At 44.6% G+C, this 17505-nt stretch carries 13 protein-coding genes; 7 read left to right on the top strand and 6 right to left on the bottom strand.

All coding sequences use genetic code 11. From position 1 onward, the window contains the following. Positions 1 to 229: 229 nt before the first annotated feature. On the top strand, positions 230 to 1210 hold the full coding sequence (locus AC6H3C_RS10365; protein WP_497520696.1) for a hypothetical protein: 981 nt from the start codon (positions 230 to 232) through the stop codon (positions 1208 to 1210). Next, entirely contained in the window at positions 1194 to 2195 is a 1002-nt protein-coding gene (locus tag AC6H3C_RS10360) for a hypothetical protein (protein ID WP_497520695.1), read from the top strand. The genes AC6H3C_RS10365 and AC6H3C_RS10360 overlap by 17 nt, the downstream gene beginning before the upstream one ends. A 65-nt stretch (positions 2196 to 2260) precedes the next feature. Here AC6H3C_RS10360 and AC6H3C_RS10355 read toward each other — a convergent pair whose 3' ends face one another. Continuing rightward, positions 2261 to 3508: an IS4 family transposase gene (locus tag AC6H3C_RS10355; RefSeq protein ID WP_497517007.1), complete on the bottom strand. Its 1248-nt coding sequence runs from the start codon at positions 3506 to 3508 to the stop codon at positions 2261 to 2263. Between the two features lie 620 nt (positions 3509 to 4128). On the opposite strand from AC6H3C_RS10355, the gene AC6H3C_RS10350 reads away from it, so the two are divergent. The 3 genes from AC6H3C_RS10350 to AC6H3C_RS10340 all read left to right on the top strand — a co-directional run bounded on the left by AC6H3C_RS10350 (position 4129) and on the right by AC6H3C_RS10340 (position 8747). Next, positions 4129 to 5556 carry a RapZ C-terminal domain-containing protein gene (locus AC6H3C_RS10350; protein ID WP_497520694.1) on the top strand — a complete coding sequence of 476 codons (1428 nt, stop codon included), beginning with the start codon at positions 4129 to 4131 and terminating at the stop codon, positions 5554 to 5556. Positions 5557 to 5705: 149 nt separating this feature from the next. Further along, positions 5706 to 7781 (top strand): TonB-dependent receptor, encoded by a 2076-nt coding sequence (locus AC6H3C_RS10345; RefSeq protein ID WP_497520693.1) that lies wholly within the window; start codon positions 5706 to 5708, stop codon positions 7779 to 7781. Between the two features lie 66 nt (positions 7782 to 7847). Beyond that, positions 7848 to 8747 (top strand): SMP-30/gluconolactonase/LRE family protein, encoded by a 900-nt coding sequence (locus AC6H3C_RS10340; protein ID WP_497520692.1) that lies wholly within the window; start codon positions 7848 to 7850, stop codon positions 8745 to 8747. Between the two features lie 12 nt (positions 8748 to 8759). Here the strand turns inward: AC6H3C_RS10340 and thrC are convergent, their stop codons facing one another. The 5 genes from thrC to bcp all read right to left on the bottom strand — a co-directional run bounded on the left by thrC (position 8760) and on the right by bcp (position 15456). Further along, positions 8760 to 10061, bottom strand: a complete 1302-nt coding sequence (thrC, locus tag AC6H3C_RS10335; protein WP_497520691.1) for a threonine synthase — start codon at positions 10059 to 10061, stop codon at positions 8760 to 8762. A gap of 18 nt (positions 10062 to 10079) precedes the next feature. Beyond that, on the bottom strand, positions 10080 to 11291 hold the full coding sequence (locus AC6H3C_RS10330) for a cofactor-independent phosphoglycerate mutase (RefSeq protein WP_497520690.1): 1212 nt from the start codon (positions 11289 to 11291) through the stop codon (positions 10080 to 10082). A gap of 10 nt (positions 11292 to 11301) precedes the next feature. Further along, complete coding sequence (gene thrA / locus AC6H3C_RS10325) at positions 11302 to 13731, bottom strand: bifunctional aspartate kinase/homoserine dehydrogenase I (protein WP_497520689.1); 2430 nt, start codon at positions 13729 to 13731, stop codon at positions 11302 to 11304. 226 nt (positions 13732 to 13957) lie between these two features. Beyond that, positions 13958 to 14986 carry a recombinase RecA gene (gene recA / locus AC6H3C_RS10320; RefSeq protein ID WP_497520688.1) on the bottom strand — a complete coding sequence of 343 codons (1029 nt, stop codon included), beginning with the start codon at positions 14984 to 14986 and terminating at the stop codon, positions 13958 to 13960. 2 nt (positions 14987 to 14988) lie between these two features. Further along, positions 14989 to 15456: a thioredoxin-dependent thiol peroxidase gene (gene bcp, locus AC6H3C_RS10315; protein WP_497520687.1), complete on the bottom strand. Its 468-nt coding sequence runs from the start codon at positions 15454 to 15456 to the stop codon at positions 14989 to 14991. 223 nt (positions 15457 to 15679) lie between these two features. Here bcp and AC6H3C_RS10310 point away from each other — a divergent pair, with 223 nt between their 5' ends. Together AC6H3C_RS10310 and AC6H3C_RS10305 are read left to right on the top strand one after the other, a co-directional pair. Beyond that, a complete protein-coding gene (locus tag AC6H3C_RS10310; protein WP_497520686.1) occupies positions 15680 to 16270 on the top strand; it encodes a TetR/AcrR family transcriptional regulator in 591 nt (196 codons plus the stop codon). Positions 16271 to 16353: 83 nt separating this feature from the next. Beyond that, a complete protein-coding gene (locus tag AC6H3C_RS10305; RefSeq protein ID WP_497520685.1) occupies positions 16354 to 17493 on the top strand; it encodes a hypothetical protein in 1140 nt (379 codons plus the stop codon). Positions 17494 to 17505 lie beyond the last annotated feature (12 nt).

Below are 17505 nucleotides of genomic sequence, written 5' to 3'. Positions count from 1 at the left end.
TGTTACTATTTGTATTTATATCATCAGTTCCTCAAAAAGCAGACGCTTTAGCAATTAATTGTGGATGTTCTGCATTAAAAAGGGCACTAGCGGCTGATGGTGCTTATACCCAAGAAGATGCAGAAGCAGTGGCTGAATGTCATGGGGGATTTACAATTAAAATATGTCTTAATTAATCTACGAGTGAAGTGGCAGATTTAACTGCCACCTCACTAATGATTTTACATTTATGAGAACAATTCAAGCGTTGTTATTCTTAGTTATATATCTATTGTATAGTTGCAACAACAATACAGAGCAGCCAGAACATAAAATGATTGTTTTAGTTGATAGTCTGACAATTGATAACTATCATATAGATAAGCTCCCTGAAATTTTTGAAAACAGACAACTCTTTCTCAATAAAGAGAAGATAGAAATTGTCATGAGGGATATTGTTAATCGGCAAATTCAAACTTATAATTTCTCACATATATTAAGTCACATTTTGAACTTAAAAGTTTTCAACGATAGTTTATTATTTATAGATGGAATACCGAATTTTATTATTATAAATCTGCATAGCAAAGAATATGAAATAGTTTTTAAGAATATGGATATGACTAGTAACCCAATTCTAAATAATGGGGAAATTTACATTGCCGGAATTAATTTAGAATTAGATACTCCCCTTTTTTCAATGAATGTTTTAGATTATTTTGAACAGCAGATACTACCAACGAGGATATGTGAGATTGAACCCAAAAAGGAAATAGAAGATTTTTTACTAACCGACCATTTAATTCAAACAAAAAACAGGTTGATATTCATTTATGATTGGATTGGTGAGTACTACATATTGGATAAAACCAAAGAACTTATCCTGAAAAATGATTTTCTGCCATTGATGGGCGATGATAAAAAGTTTATAAATAAGGCTATGATTAACAATCCTGCAATTTATCAAGCATATAGCGCTGATGTGTATAAAGATAGTTTGATTTTCATTTTGCGGGAAGTGGATTTTGAAACGGTTGATCCTGAATCACCTGATGAAGAATCTGTCATTTCTACACTCAGAAAAAGAATCCATGTTTTTAATGAAGATATGGAATTAAAAAGCAGTTTTCTCTTACCAAATAAGGCAACTCAAATTAAAATAATTGGGAACTATCTATACACACTACATCACAAAGACAACAAAATTTACTTTTATGAGATTCAAATTTAAATATTATGTGTTTTGTTTTATGCTAATAACTCACGTAAAAGCAAATAGCCAACACACAGCACTTGATACAATTCAAAATCCCTTTCAATTAGAAAACTTTACTCTAATCTATGGTAATGCAAATTTTGACATTCACGATTTTGTGATTTTTAATAACTATAAAGTACTGCTTTTAACAAAAAGTAATGGTGCATTATTTGTTTTATTAGATAATGAAAACCTGGCAATTGATACATTGTTTTTTAAATCAGCACCAGCTAATATTAAATTTTGGCACAATAATGAAATCTTTTATTACGAATCTATCTTTTTCTATAAATCTGACCTTTGCAATTTAGATTATAAACCGGGGGTTGCATCTTTTTCTATAGAAAATGATCGTTTGATTTTCAATGAATGTTTTCCAATTACTGATTCCTACGTGAGAAAAGAACTTTTTCAAACCACAAAAAGCTTTAAACTAACTTTGATAGAAAAAGAAAAACAAGATGGAAATCAGAAGAAAAGAAAAAATGAAGACAGTTTAAACAGAATTAGTAATATCGGATTTGCTGTAAATGAAAATTACATCGTAAAAAAAAGAACCCCTTCCTTAAAGTGCACCGTTAATACATTTTTCCCATTCACCGAGAATAATAAAAAACTCTATGTTTATGACATATTGGAAAATGTACTTTATAAATTCACGGATGAAAATAAATATACAGTTGATGTAATTCAAAATAATGTGCTTTACAAAGACACCTTAAATAGTTTTGTTTCATATAATCTTTTATCAGACGAAGGCACAAAAGAATTATATCTATTAAAAAGTCAAAGAATACCTCTTGACAAAAAAGGAAGGGAGAAACAACAATTCCGGGAAAATCAAGTGCTTTATAAATTAGTCGATCATAAGTGGGAAATAGTTAATTATAACATTCCCCTATATTCTTATAAAATGCATATCGACTATCACTATTATCCGACTAACATGCAGATTTGAGATTTTTGATCTTTAATTGCATGATAATCAATTGTTATTATTTCTATTTCAAAAGTCACCCCCTGCTAAAAAGCAAGACTGGTTTGCATATTTGATATTGGTGACCCTCTTTGTTTCAAGTATTCTCGGTTAGTACTTCGAAGCAATTCAAATACATCAAGCAAACTAATCAGATGTATGCGAACTAACGAAGCCACAACTGAAAATGCTTTTTTTGTTTGGGCCATCTTTTGAATCACTGTCATTAGCAATTGTGCAATTAAGGTGCACCAAACCTGTGTGCGAATGGCATTCTCGTTTTCCCCGTAAAAGTAATGAAGCTGAAAGTTCTGTTTCATTTTTTTGAACAGCAGCTCGATGCCCCACCGTTTTTTGTATAAGAACGCTATTTCTTCGGCCGTACTATCCATGCTATTGGTGATAAACTCATAATACCGGTTCTTTTCATCCTGATAGCATACTTTTTTCAGGCGAAGGGTTTTCTTCTGCTTTGTTTGTTTTTTGCCATTTTCATCTTCAGGAGAGTACTCAATTTCTATGATTTCCTCCCGAAGTACCATTGCTTTTCCTTTCTGTTTTTGATGTTCCTGCAACACTTCAATGACCGTATAAAGGGCATTTTTCTTGATCCGGGTAACAAAAAAGACCGATTTACTTGTCCACAAGGCAAACTGATGGTAATAGTTATAGGCCCGGTCGAAAACAACCATACTGTACGAGATCAGTTCCAGTTCCTTCAAAAAGTTTTTGTCGTGTACTTTGGCTTCGGTTATTTTAATAAACCGTCCAACCGATTGTACTGCATCAATGAGCATATGAACCTTTAGCCCGCCTTTCTTTTTGCCATCGTTCTTGGGATTGCGTCCAACTCCTTTCAGAATATCACTGAATAACCGGATCGTGGTCGAATCGATCAGTAAGACTTCTTTAAAGGTGAGGCCAAAGGTTCGGCTGTCCGACAAAAAACTTTGATAATGGTGTACCAATTTAAAATAAACATCTTCAAAGAACTTGTTGTCCCGGTTGCGCATCCCATCGCAAGCGGTACTTTTGGCTGGCGCTTCTTCAAGCCCCAAATGGTTCAGCTTTCCGCCCAAAGCCCGCAGCCCTTCACATATCTCGGTCATCGAGTCGCACCGGCTAAAGATGCCAAAGAGAACCGTGATCAAATGTGTCTTTGCCTTAAAAGCTTTATAGTAATAATCAGCATTGTGCTTCTTTACTATACTGGTCAAACTGATGCCCTCTATTAAACTAATCACTTGTTTGAAAATCGGCTGTCCGACAAAATTTATTTCTGTATTTTTGCTCATGTTGAAGTTTTTTCGCAAAACAAACTTACAACATGGGGCCAAACCTTCGGGGAGTAACCCCTATTTATTTTTTTCCCCGTTCAGTAGTGATCGACTATAAAAAAATCTATTCTGTTTTTGATGTAACCGACGAAAGAGGAATAGGTAGAAAAATATTGTATGTATCTAATATACACGTATTCTAAACCTCCACTGACACGATTTTGCAAACCATGCCTTGCTCTTCTAACGCAAAAAATGATTTGCTCTATTGTATAGCGGCCTACGGGACAGTCCGGCAGTTGCCGGACAAAATATAAATTAGTCGGACAACAGTGCTTATTTATAGATCCTGTTCACGTTCGGAATAAGCTAAATCAGGTTAAGGTTTTGTGTTATATCCTGGCTACTAAGATTTTCGAAAAAATAAGGTTTCACAATTTTTGTTTGAACGATTGACTGCACGATCTTTTTTACAGGACTGCTGTAACCATCTTTTCGTGAAGTGGTTCATTCCGGCCAGTCATTAACGGGAACATCTCATATAAGGTTAAAAGTGATTTCCCGCCGAAAACTGCCGGCCATATCGGCCACTGCAAACAATTCTTTTATCTTTGTTTTCGAACTTAAAAGAAACAGCTTTGGACTTAACAATAAAAGAAGAACTCATTCGCTTATACGAAGGTCATTTTCAGGAAGAAATGACTGCTTTTGAAGTGTTGCCCCCCTCGGGTTCGTACCGCGAATACTGCCGGATTAAAAGTCAAAACCACCAGGCCATTGGCGCCTATAACGAAGATGTGCGCGAGAACCTGGCATTCCTTGAATTTTCAGCTCATTTTTTCAGCCGGGGAATTGCTGTGCCCGAAATTTACACCGTCAACCAGGCAAAAACCTGCTACATCCAGGAAGATCTCGGCAACCTCACCTTGTTCGATTACCTGAGCCGCATCCGCGAGCTGGAAGGCTTTTCCGAAAAAATCATTCACGTGTACAAACGGGTACTGCGCGAGCTCCCCAAAATACAAATCACTGCCGGGAAAAGCATCAATTATGACTATTGTTATCCCCGCGCCGCGTTCGATAAGCAATCGATGATGTGGGACCTGAACTATTTCAAGTATTATTTTCTTAAGCTGGCCAAAATTTCTTTTGACGAACAGGCGCTGGAAGACGATTTCCAAAACTTCAGCGATTATTTGCTCGCGGCCGAAAGCGATTTCTTCCTGTACCGCGATTTCCAGTCGCGAAACATCATGCTGCGCGACAACAAAGTGGCTTTTATCGATTACCAAGGAGGCCGGAAAGGGGCTTTACAATACGATCTGGCTTCGTTGTTGTACGACGCCAAAGCCGATATCCCGCAGGATGTGCGCAACGAGCTGCTCGGCTTTTATCTCGACGAACTCGAAAAATACCAGACCCTCGACCGCGATGAGTTTAAAGCCTATTTTACCGGTTATGTGCTCATCCGCATCATGCAAGCGATGGGCGCTTATGGTTTCCGCGGGTTTTACGAGAAAAAAGAACATTTCCTGAAAAGTATTCCCTTTGCCCTCGAAAACCTGAGATACCTGCTCCGCAACAACAACATCCCGATCGGCTTGCCCGAACTGTTTAAGGTGCTCGAAGCGGTCAGCCAGTCGGCCTTTTTGCGAAAGATTGGCGCGCAGAAAGCAAAGTTGACGGTGCACGTCGGCAGTTTTTCGTATAAAAAAGGCCTGCCCGACGATCCGTCGGGAAATGGCGGCGGCTTTATTTTCGACTGTCGCGCCATTCATAATCCCGGGCGTTACGACGAGTTTAAGCAGCTTACCGGTAAAGACCCGGAAGTAATCGCCTTTCTTGAAAAAGAATCAGATATGGCCGACTTTCTGACGCATGCCTTTGCCCTGGCCGATCAGTCGGTTAGCACCTACCTGTCGCGCGGATTCACCCACCTGAGTATCAATTTCGGATGTACCGGCGGGCAGCACCGCTCGGTGTATGCCGCAGAAAAAATGAGCGAGCACCTGAAAAACAATTTCCCGGTAAACGTTGTTCTTTCACACAGGGAACAAGACTTTTAAGAAGAAATGGGTAAAACAGCGTGTAAAAAAGAAGACTACAAAGAACCTGAAAATCCGGGATATTTTTGCAAAAAGTGCGGGCAAAAGGCAAATAAGGAAGATAAAGTGTGCAAGCCTAAAAAAGTAAAGGATCAGCAGGAAGTTACCGGATGAACCGAGTATTCAGCTATATATTCCTCTGTTTATTCATTGCGGCATCGGGTGTGCAAAGTACCGGACAAAACCAGACGCCGGCAGCCGACAGCATCCCAACGCCTTTTCATATCCCGCTCGGCGAGATTACCGTGCAGGCCTTTCGTTACGAACATCCGTTGATGGAAACGCCGGGAGCCGTTTCGTTTATCTCGGCCGGTCAGCTCCGGCAGCACCCCGGACAAAGCATCGCCTCCGTCATCAACCTGGCGCCCGGGGTATTCATGCAAAGCGGAAGCCTGAACACCAACCGCCTCAGCATTCGCGGCATGGGCAGCCGTTCGCCTTACGCATCCAATAAAGTGAGGGCCTATTTCGAAGATATCCCGCTGACAAACGGCGTTGGCGAAACCACCATCGAAGATCTGGATCTGCATTTCATATCCGGCCTGGAGATTATCAAAGGGCCCGCTTCGGGTTACTACGGTTCGGGGCTCGGTGGCACGCTGTTGTTTCACGCACCCAAAGCCGACCGGAATACCCTGCTGGCCGAAAGCGCCTTTTCATCATTCAACACCCAACTTTACCGGGCCAACCTCAGCCTGGTTAACAAACACTTTCAGCAGGCCCTATATGCCGAACGGCTGGCCAGCGACGGGTACCGCGAGAATAATCAAACCGACCGGACCAACTTCAGCTACATCGGTAAACTCGCAGCCGGCCAACATGCCTTCAGCCTGATCGCCGCTTATACCGACCTGATGGCCTATATTCCCAGTTCGGTCGACCGGGACGTGTTCAGGCACTCGCCCACACAGGCTGCTGCCAACTGGGCCGCCATACGCGGCTACGAAGATTACCGCAAACTCATGGCCGGGCTCTCGGTACAATCGGACTGGAACAATGAGCTGACCACCCGTTTCAGCCTGTTTGCCCATACCCGCGAAAACGACGAGCTGAGGCCTTTCAATACCCTCGGTGAAAACAACAACTATGTTGGCGGCCGTTGGGTCGTCGAAAAAAAAATGCGTCTTTCGGACCAGGAGTTAAAACTTAGTTTCGGAAATGAAAGCTTTTTTGAGCGCTACAACTGGTCGACCTATGCCAATGAAGGCCGCGAACGGGGAAACCTGCTTTCCGGAAACCGGGAAAAACGCCGGTACTTCAACCTGTTTTCGCAGGCCGAATATGCCTTCTCTGCAAAATTGAAGCTGGTGGCCGGAATAAACCTCAACCACACCTCGTACCGATACGAAGACCGGTTTTTAAGTGACGGCGACCAATCGGCCCGTCACCGCTTTGATCCGGTCGTGTCACCACGCCTGGCTTTCAACTATGCCCTCCGTCCGCAATCGGCTCTTTACGGTACCCTTAGCCACGGATTTTCGCCTCCCGGCCTCGAAGAAACCCTGATGCCCGACGGGCAACGCAATACCGGCATTAAACCCGAATCGGGCTGGAATTACGAGCTGGGAAGCCGGGGCATATTCCTGAACGGTTTGTTTTATGATATTTCGGTATATTATATGCAGTTGAGAAACCTGTTGTTGGCAAGGCGTACCGCCGAAGATGCGTTCATGGGTATCAATGCCGGAAAAACGGTGCACCCGGGACTCGAATATGCCATGAGCTACCGTTTCCTGCAAACCCGCCATACCAGTCATCAGCTCAGCATAAACGGCAGCTTTACACCGCACTATTTTGTCGATTTTGTTGATGATGATGCCGATTATTCGGGCAACGATTTAACCGGTACGCCGCGCCACCAGTTAAACCTGACTGCCGGAAGCAGCTTTAAAAAAAATCTGCAAATCAGTCTGCAATACAATTATGTTGGCGCCATGCCTCTGCGCGACGATGCCAGTGTTTATTCTGATGATTACCAACTACTCCACCTCACCGGCAGTTATAAAAAACAATGGAAACAGCTTGAACTGGATCTTTCGGGGGCCATTTACAACCTGACCGATACCCGTTATGCCTCGATGGTGCTGATAAACGCATCCGCTTTCGGAAGCCAGTTGCCGCGTTATTATTATCCCGGCCTGCCCCGGAACTTCAGCGCCCGTATCGGCTTAAGTTATTCGTTTTAATTTCTTTTCTGAAAAAAATGATGAATTTTATACACAGAAAATCGAACCTGTTAAGAAATAAACCACATGCAAAACATAACCTGCGTCCTATTGATCTTTATATCCCTGAATATTCAGGCCGTCGCCCAAACGCTTTCCGACCTGGTGGAAACAGGAAACGAACCGGCGCTCGTCCAATCAGGATTTGCCTTTACCGAAGGTCCAGCCGTGACCCGCGATGGTGAAATTTATTTTACCGATCAGCCCAATAACAAAATCTTTATCTGGAATGAGAAGGACGGAATCCGCCTGTTTGATGTTGACGGCGAACGGGCAAACGGGCTTTACTTTGATGCCGAAGGCCACCTGGTTGCTTGTGCCGACTACCGCAACCGTCTGCTTCGCATTGGACTGAACGGCGAAAAAACAGTTTTGGCCGATCAGTATGACCAGAAGTTGCTGAACGGGCCAAACGATCTGTGGATTCACCCGAACGGAATGATTTATATCACCGACAGCTATTACCACCGGCCCTGGTGGCCCGAAGGGCGCCAGCAGGAACAGGATTGCCGGGCTGTTTACTGTGTGAAACCAAATGGAGAAATAATCCGGCTGATCGATGATTTTGTCATGCCCAACGGCATCATCGGCACACCCGACGGTGAAACCCTTTATGTAGCCGATATTAACGACGGAAAAACCTGGAAATACCGGATCGAACCCGATGGCAGCCTGACTGGCAAAACGCTCTTTGCCCCCGAAGGCTCCGATGGCATGACCATCGATAACCAGGGCCATGTTTACCTGACCAACAACGCCGTTTCCATCTTCTCGCCTGACGGAAAGAAGGTCGGCGAAATCGGGATACCGGAAAGGCCGGCCAACTTGTGTTTCGGTGGAAAAGACCGGAAAACACTGTTTATAACCGCCCGGACCTCCGTCTATAAAATCAGGATGAAGGCAGAAGGGGTTGAAAACCGGAAATAGGAAAAGCCCGGTTTACTGCTTCAGCAAGAAAGCTTTAAAGTCGTTGAATTCTTTACTCATCGGCACCGACAGCTTTTCACCTTTCATAAATTCAGCCAGTTTTTCGGGAAGCGGCACCTTGCCTTTGCCAATAATCTGCTCCACCGTTTCGGTAAATTTGGCCGGGTGGGCTGTTTCGAGGAATACCCCTGTTTCGCCTTCCTGCAAATCGTCTTCGAGCGCTTTGTAACCGGTAGCCCCGTGCGGGTCGGTCAGGTACGCATAGTTGTCATAGACTTTTTTTACCACTTCGCGGATTTGGGCGTCTGAATAACGGAAACCTTTCATCTCTGCCCCGATTGCTTCGTGCGAATGTCCGTACAGATCAAGAATACGGGCAAAGTTACTCGGGTCGCCCACGTCCATCGCGTTGGCGATTGTTGCCACCGATGCACGCGGCTCGTATTTCCCGCTTTGCAGGTACTGGTACACAATATCGTTTTCGTTATTGGCCGCGATAAACCGTTTAACCGGCAAGCCCATCTTTTTGGCAAACAAACCGGCAGTCAGGTTGCCAAAATTCCCGCTGGGTACCGAAACCACCAGTTCGCCGGTGATTCCTTTTTCCCGCAGCCGGGCATAGGCGTTGAAATAGTAAAAAGCCTGAGGTAAAAAGCGGGCCACGTTGATGGAGTTGGCCGAGGTTAAAGTCAGGGCGCTTTTCAACTCCTGATCGAGGAAAGCCGTTTTTACCAAACGCTGGCAATCATCAAAAGTACCGTCGATTTCGATGGCCGTAATGTTTTGGCCCAGGGTAGTAAACTGCTTTTCCTGGATTTCGCTGACCAGACCTTTGGGATACAACACATAAACATGGATACCCGGAACGCCCAGAAAACCATTTGCCACCGCGCTTCCGGTATCGCCCGAAGTAGCTACCAGCACATTTACCTGCCCGGTATTTCCCTTCAGAAAATAGGCCAGCAAACGGGCCATAAAACGACCGCCCACATCTTTAAAAGCCAGCGTAGGCCCATGAAACAACTCCAGAGAATAGATCTGTTTGCTCACCTGCACCACCGGACAGTCGAAGCTTAGGGTATCGTAAACAATGTGTTTCAGCTCATTTTCAGGAATATCTTCCCCAAAGAATTTTTTGGCTGCTTCGAAGGAGATTTCCTGAAAAGAAAGCTGATGGATGTTCTTAAAAAATGAAGGCGAAAATGCTTCGATACGCTCTGGCATAAACAATCCTTTATCGTCGGCCAGCCCTTTGGTTACGGCTTCTTTCAACGACACTTCCGCCACTGATTTATTGGTACTGTAATATTTCATTTATTTATTTTTTCAATATTAAACCGGGCTTATCAGCGCCTGAATAAAACCGGCGCCGTGAATCAGGCCATAGCTGCCTTTTTTCACTGTAAATTCGTCGTAAGCGGCCACGCTGTCGGGTTCAGTTCCCGGTTTATAAATCAGGAACGGCACCGGATCTTTGGTATGCACCGTGGTTGCACAGGGTGTGGGATGATCAGGTAACACGGCAATGGTAACGGGCTCGTCCATTTTCGCGGTTTCTTCAACCAGGTACTTCACCACCCGCTGATCAAGGTATTCAATCGTTTTTGTTTTCAGTTCCACATCGCCTTCATGACCGGCTTCGTCGCTGGCCTCAATGTGCAGGTATATCAAATCATGATCTTTCAGTGCCTCGATGGTTGCGCGGGCTTTTCCCTCGTAGTTGGTATCATACAGACCGGTGGCGCCTTCCACCTTAATCACATCCATACCGGCATAAACGCCAATGCCCTGAATGAGATCGACCGCCGAAATAACAGCCGACCGCTCAATTCCGTACATTTCTTTCAATGTTGGCATTTGCGGCTTATACCCCGGCGACCAGGGCCAGATACTGTTTGCCATATCTTTCCCGGCAGCCTTTCGTTTTTGATTGACCGGATGTTCCGGCAACAAAACCATCGACCGGACGATCAAATCATTTAAGATCTCGGCGGTTTTACGCGCCTCCGTTTCTTTGGCTCTTACCAGGTAGTTTTTATACGGTTTCCCGGGAACATCGTGAGGCGGCGTGCAATTCATCTGTTTCCTGCCGCCTTTTACCACCAGCAGGTGCCGGTATGAAACACCTTTGTGAAAAGTAACCCGGTCGGTTCCCAGCTTTTCATTCAGAAAATCGATCAGTTCATGCGATTCTTCATTTGAAATATGGCCGGCAGAGTGATTTTTGATGTTTTCTCCTTCCACACAAATGAGGTTACAACGCATCGCCAGGTCGCCTTCTTCGAGAACCACGCCCATGCTGGCCGCCTCAAGCGTTCCGCGGCCTTCAAACACGCTTTCCACATCGTAACCCAATACCGAGAGGTTGGCAATTTCACTTCCCGGGTGCAAACGTTCGGGCACGGTAACCAACTGCCCGCAGCGGCCCAACCTGGCCAAGCGGTCAATTTCGGGTATGTTCGCCATTTGTAAAGGGGTTTTCCCGCCATAATTTTCCAACGGCTCATCCGCCATGCCGTCCCCTAAAACGATAATGTACTTCATAAAAACTGACTTATATATTCGACACCCGGATGATATCGGCAAAAACGCCGGCGGCAGTCACCGCGGCGCCTGCGCCATAACCTTTAATGATCATCGGAAACTCATGATAGCGTTCCGAAGTAAACATCACCAGGTTATTGCTTCCCTGCAAATCGAAAAAAGGATGCCCCTGCGACACTTCCTGCAAACCGACTTCAGCTTTTCCGTCCTCGTATTTGGCTACAAAGCGCCAGCATTTATTTTCGGCAGCCAGCACCTTTCGCCGGGTCTCGAAGTCATCGTCCAGGCTGGGAATTCCCGCCCAAAAATCATCGATACTTCCGGCAAAATATTCATCCGGGATAAATTTATTGATAACAACATCTTCTTTTTCAATTTTGTACCCCGACTCGCGAACCAGGATCAGCAGTTTCCTGACGACATCAATCCCGCTCAGGTCAACGCGCGGATCAGGCTCGGAATAACCTTCATCTTTCGCCATCCGGATGGTTTGGCTAAAAGGAATTTTCTCCGAAATTGTATTGAAGATGAAGTTTAAGGTTCCCGAAAGTACCGCTTCAATTTTCAATATCCGATCACCGGCATTTACCAGGTCGTTCAAGGTGTTGATAATCGGCAAACCGGCGCCAACATTGGTTTCAAACAAAAACTTGACGCCTTTGTTTTTGGCAATCCGCTTTAATCGCAGGTAATTTTCGTACTCCGATGAAGCCGCTACTTTATTGGCCGTTACAATGGACACATTAGCGCCAAGCAGTTCGCCGTATAAATCGGCGGAAGCTGTGGAAGCCGTGCAATCGACAAATACCGAATTGAAAATATTCATGTCGATCACCGCTTGTTTATATGACTGTAAACCGGAATGCTGCCCTTCCTGTTCGAGTTGCTCCCTGAAACCGTCGATGGAAATTCCTTCGCGGTCGAGTAACATCTTTTTCGAATTGGCCACGCCAACCAGTTTAATTTTCAGGTGTTTCTCCTTTAGCAATTTTTCCTGCTGCTGCCTGATTTGTTTCAGCAGGTTTCCGCCAACCAACCCAATACCCAGCAGAAACACGTTGACTTCGACATTTTCGGACAGGAAAAACGATTCGTGCACCACATTCAGTGTTTTGCGCAAATCGCTGTTTTTCACCACCCACGAGATGTTGAGCTCCGATGCGCCCTGGGCGATGGCGATGATGTTAATCCCGTTTTTACCAATGGTATTAAACAGTTTTCCGGCAATACCGGTCGAATGTTTCATATTTTCGCCCACGATGGCTACAATGGAAAGCTCGCTCTCCACCTCCACCTTATTGATTTTTCCAATGGCAATTTCGCGTTCAAACTCGCAACGAATGGCATCTTCGGCTAAGCGGGCTTTGGGCGTATCAACAGCAACCGAAATGGAATTTTCGGACGAGGCCTGCGAAATCAGGATCACGTTGATGTTTTCTTTCGCCAACGCGCCAAATAAACGCATGGAAATGCCGGTCACGCCAACCATCCCCAGTCCCTGAACGGTCATCAGACTGATGTTCGAAATAGACGAAATCCCTTTAATCGGCAAATCTTTTCCGTTTTTACGGCTTTCCGTGATCAGGGTCCCTTCGGCTTCGGGCCGCATCGTATTTTTAATCCAGGTAGGGATTCCTTTCTTGTAAACCGGCAAAATAGTGGGAGGATAAATTACTTTCGCCCCAAAATGAGACAGTTCCATCGCCTCGGCATAACTCAGTGATTTAATCACATAAGCCTTGTTGATCACCCGTGGATCTGCCGTCATGAAACCGTCTACATCGGTCCATATTTCCAGCACCGAGGCATCTAATGCCGCGGCATAAATCGCAGCCGTGTAGTCGGAACCGCCACGGCCAAGGGTCGTATATTCGCCGTCGAGGTTGCTGGACACAAAACCCGGAGCAACACAAACGCCGGTAAAATTGCTGAATTTTTCTTTGATTAAACGTTCTGTCAAGTCAAAATCCACCTGTGCTTTTCCGAAAGCGCTGTCGGTTTTAATCAGCTGAGACGAGTCAATCCATTGTGAACCGCTAATAAATTCGCTGATGATATAGGATGAAAGGCGCTCGCCAAAACCACCCACTTTATCCAATGTTTTGGGGGTAAGTTCGCCAATCATGGAAACGCCCTGAATAACTTTTGCCAATTCGTCCAACAGCTGTCCCACCTGCTTTTTCACTTCGGCCTTTTTGTCGCCGACAAACAACGACTCAACGACTTCTTCGTGTCTTTCGCGTATTCCTGTGATTTCGGTATTGAAATATTCCGTTCCGAGAACGGCCATTTTTGAGGCATTTAATATCTTGTCAGTGATTCCGCCCAGGGCAGAAACAACAACGATCACATCGTCGTCCTGACTATCCGTAATTTCTTTTACCCTGCGGATGTTTTCTGCACTTCCGACTGAGGTACCTCCAAATTTCAACACTTTCATTTCGTATAGTAAATTATGCTTTCAGATTTGCCAAAAATACAATCAAAAAATTTCAAATCGTAAAAAAACAGCGAAGAAACTTACAATTACATCGTGCACTTAATATTCAATTATAAGAATCCGGCGAGTCGTTTTTTTCACTTTACCTGTTTTCAGTTTCGTGTATGCGCAAAAAAGTCCGGGTGAAGCAGCATGGCCACACCCGGACTTTACTGCACATGTATTTTTAAACCGCGGTCGTTGCCGACTTGGTTACAGCTTCAAAAATCTTCGTTTCCAGTTCCTGGGCCAGTTCCTGGTTATCCATCAAAATGGCGCGGACGGCTTCGCGTCCCTGCCCCAATTTGGTTTCGCCATAACTAAACCATGATCCGCTTTTTTTGATGATGTTATAGATCACGCCCAAGTCGATAATCTCGCCTGTTTTTGAAATGCCTTCGCCATACATGATGTCGAATTCTGCTTTCCTGAACGGAGGCGCGACTTTGTTCTTCACCACTTTTACGCGGACATTATTTCCCTGAACTTCTTCTCCGTCTTTAATCTGGCCGATACGCCGGATATCAAGGCGAACCGAGGCATAGAATTTCAGCGCATTACCACCTGTCGTGGTTTCGGGATTTCCGAACATCACGCCAATTTTCTCGCGTAATTGGTTGATGAAGATACAGCAGGTCCTGGTTTTGCTGATGTTGGCCGTGAGTTTCCGTAAAGCCTGCGACATTAAACGGGCTTGCAAACCCATTTTCGAATCGCCCATATCGCCTTCAATTTCAGCCTTCGGTGTCAAAGCTGCTACCGAGTCGATCACGACGATATCAACCGCGCCCGAACGAATCAGGTTATCCGCTATTTCGAGCGCCTGCTCGCCGTTGTCGGGCTGGGCAATCAGCAGTTCGTCGGTGTCGACGCCTAATTTTTTTGCATAATACGGGTCAAAGGCATGTTCCGCGTCAATAATGGCGGCAATACCTCCGGCTTTTTGCGCTTCGGCAATCGCATGAATCGCCAGCGTGGTTTTACCTGAAGATTCAGGTCCGTAAATCTCAATGATCCGACCTTTGGGGTAACCACCTACGCCTAAGGCAATATCCAGTCCGATTGACCCGGAAGAAATAACAGGAACGTCCTCAACCGGGCGGTCGCCCATTTTCATAATGGCACCCTTGCCATAACTTTTTTCAATTTTATCCATGGTCAGCTGAAGCGCCTTCAGCTTTTCCTTATTGACATTGCTTTGTTCTTCTTTTGCCATAGCTAGTTCAAATCTAAAGCTTTGATTATTTGTTTTGTATGATCTTTTGTTTTTACTTTTTCAATGACCTCTTCAATCACACCTTCTTCGTTAATAACATAGGTTGTACGCAAAACACCCATGTATTTTTTTCCAAACATGCTTTTTGGGCCCCAAACGCCATAAGCCTGCAAGATTTCCTTTTCGGTATCGGCAATCAGGTTGAACTTAAAGTTGTATTTACTCGCAAATTTTTTGTGCGAGGCCACACTGTCCGGGCTAAGCCCAATCACTTCGTAGCCCTTAGCCAGCCAGGCATCGTAACTATCGTTCAGGTTACACGATTCTTCTGTACAACCGGGAGTATCATCTTTGGGATAAAAATACAGAATTAGCTTTTTCCCTTTAAGACCGGCAAGCGAAATTGTTTCACCGTTCTGATTTACCCCCATAAAATCAGGAGCTTTGTCCCCTTTCGCCAATAAAGCCATTTTTTCTTTTGTTTAATTAGACAAATATACTTGAAATAATGATAACAATAAGTCTTGAATTTGGATTAATTCTCACCCAATAAATTCTCCTGAAAAACTCGTTCAGAATGATTTTCATCGGTCATTTGTGCCTGAAAACAGCTATTTACGTTTAAAATGAAATATTACGATTTTTGTTTACTTTTATAATTATCGTATATTTGAGCTCAATTTGTAACACCAGATGGAAGAACATTTAAAAAATCAGAAGTACCACGACATTGTTCGTACCGCGCATAATTTATTTTGGAAGCACGGATTCAGGCGAGTCACCATTGAAGAACTTTGTAAAAAAGCAGGCGTAAGCAAGATGACCTACTACCGTTTTTTTCCGAATAAAATTGAACTGGCAAAAACGGTTTTTAACGGGGTGGTGGAAGAAGGCAGGCAGAAATTTAAAGAATTGATGGCATCGGACCTGCCGGCTTCTGAAAAAATAAAGGGCATGATATTGATGAAGGAGGAAAGCACGCAGGATATCAGCAAAGAATTCCTCGAAGATTTTTACCTGGGCACAGAACCCGAGTTAAAAGCCTACGTGGAAGAAACCACCCGAAAAGTCTGGGATGAAATGTTGAACGATTTTAAAAAGGCGCAACAGGAAGGAGTTTTCAGGAAAGATTTCAAGCCTGAATTTCTGATCCACGTTTCTTTTAAAATCGTGGACATGATGAAAGATGAAAACCTGCTGAAACTGTACGGGTCGCCACAGGAACTGATTATGGAGTATGCCAACTTCGTTTCATACGGCATCTCGAACCGGGACGGGAAATAAGTGGCCAGTTTACAGTCGCAGTCAGTTACGGCTTCTGAGACCGAACACCGAACACTGAGACTGAACACTAATTTTATAAACAGATGAAGTTTTTAGGAAATATGATAGCGGTCGGATTGATAGGTTGCTTTTCAGCAGGATGGGCACAAAATTCGCCTGATTTTAAAGGGCAGTTCTCGGCATGGGGACATTTCAACCCCGAAAATACCCTTCCGTTATGGACCGGCGCCCGTTACCTTCCGCAGCTCAACTACCAGCTAAGTTCGGCTGATGGCGGTTTAATTGATTTTGAAGCTTCAGCCAATCTGTATGGCAACATGGGTTTCGAGCTGTTTGATTCAACAAATGTTGACGGCAATTTAAAACCTTACCGATTGTGGGCGCGCTATTCGACCCAACAGTTCGAGTTGCGGGCCGGCCTTCAAAAAATCAACTTCGGTTCGGCCTCGTTACTGCGGCCGCTCATGTGGTTCGACCAGCTCGATCCGCGCGACCCCTTGCAACTTACCGACGGCGTTTGGGGCGTACTCGGACGATATTATTTTTTGAACAATGCCAACGCCTGGCTGTGGGTGTTGTACGGAAATAAAAATCCCAAGGGCTGGGAATCAATAAAAACCAATCAAAATATTCCGGAAATCGGTGGCCGCTTCCAAATAGCTGTGCCAAACGGCGAGGCGGCTCTTAGCTATCATTACCGTGTTGCCGACAGCCGGGAACTTGCCGAAACCGAATTTCAGTTTGCCAAAATCTCCGAAAACCGGGTTGGGTTTGATGCGAAATTCGACCGCGTGGTTGGTTATTGGATTGAAGCTTCATGGACCGGTAAAAATAAGAACGTGGGACGTTTGACCAATCAGCAAATCATCAACTTGGGCGCAGATTATACTTTTGCTTTGGGAAACGGCCTCACCACAACTTTTGAACAACTGGTTGCTGCCTTCGATGAAAAGGCTTTTCAATTTGAAGAACCCATCACTTTCTCTATGCTAAACCTGTCGTATCCAATCGGCCTGATTGATAACTTGAACCTGATTGTTTATTACGATTGGACCAACCGCAACACTTATAATTTTGTGAATTGGCAGAAAAAGTTCAATAACATATCCTTGTTCCTGATGGGCTACGTTAACCCGAAAAATTACCATATTCCCACACCCGGAGCAAGAGAGAATTTATACGCCGGCAGCGGTGTGCAGGTGATGTTTGTGTATAATCATTAATGACCGATCACT

It is taken from the genome of Gaoshiqia sp. US2 (assembly GCF_059705485.1).
The sequence above is the reverse complement of the archived record's forward strand: the minus strand, read 5'-3'. Positions and strand labels throughout refer to the sequence as shown.

Excerpts from the sequence above, each read along its gene's own strand:
- recA (WP_497520688.1), bottom strand. The coding sequence starts at position 14,986 with ATGGCAAAAGAAGAACAAAGCAATGTCAATAAGGAAAAGCTGAAGGCG.
- thrC (WP_497520691.1), bottom strand. The coding sequence starts at position 10,061 with ATGAAATATTACAGTACCAATAAATCAGTGGCGGAAGTGTCGTTGAAA.
- AC6H3C_RS10340 (WP_497520692.1), top strand. The coding sequence starts at position 7,848 with ATGCAAAACATAACCTGCGTCCTATTGATCTTTATATCCCTGAATATT.
- AC6H3C_RS10310 (WP_497520686.1), top strand. The coding sequence starts at position 15,680 with ATGGAAGAACATTTAAAAAATCAGAAGTACCACGACATTGTTCGTACC.
- AC6H3C_RS10355 (WP_497517007.1), bottom strand. The coding sequence starts at position 3,508 with ATGAGCAAAAATACAGAAATAAATTTTGTCGGACAGCCGATTTTCAAA.
- bcp (WP_497520687.1), bottom strand. The coding sequence starts at position 15,456 with ATGGCTTTATTGGCGAAAGGGGACAAAGCTCCTGATTTTATGGGGGTA.
- AC6H3C_RS10330 (WP_497520690.1), bottom strand. The coding sequence starts at position 11,291 with ATGAAGTACATTATCGTTTTAGGGGACGGCATGGCGGATGAGCCGTTG.
- AC6H3C_RS10345 (WP_497520693.1), top strand. The coding sequence starts at position 5,706 with ATGAACCGAGTATTCAGCTATATATTCCTCTGTTTATTCATTGCGGCA.
- thrA (WP_497520689.1), bottom strand. The coding sequence starts at position 13,731 with ATGAAAGTGTTGAAATTTGGAGGTACCTCAGTCGGAAGTGCAGAAAAC.
- AC6H3C_RS10305 (WP_497520685.1), top strand. The coding sequence starts at position 16,354 with ATGAAGTTTTTAGGAAATATGATAGCGGTCGGATTGATAGGTTGCTTT.
- AC6H3C_RS10360 (WP_497520695.1), top strand. The coding sequence starts at position 1,194 with ATGAGATTCAAATTTAAATATTATGTGTTTTGTTTTATGCTAATAACT.
- AC6H3C_RS10365 (WP_497520696.1), top strand. The coding sequence starts at position 230 with ATGAGAACAATTCAAGCGTTGTTATTCTTAGTTATATATCTATTGTAT.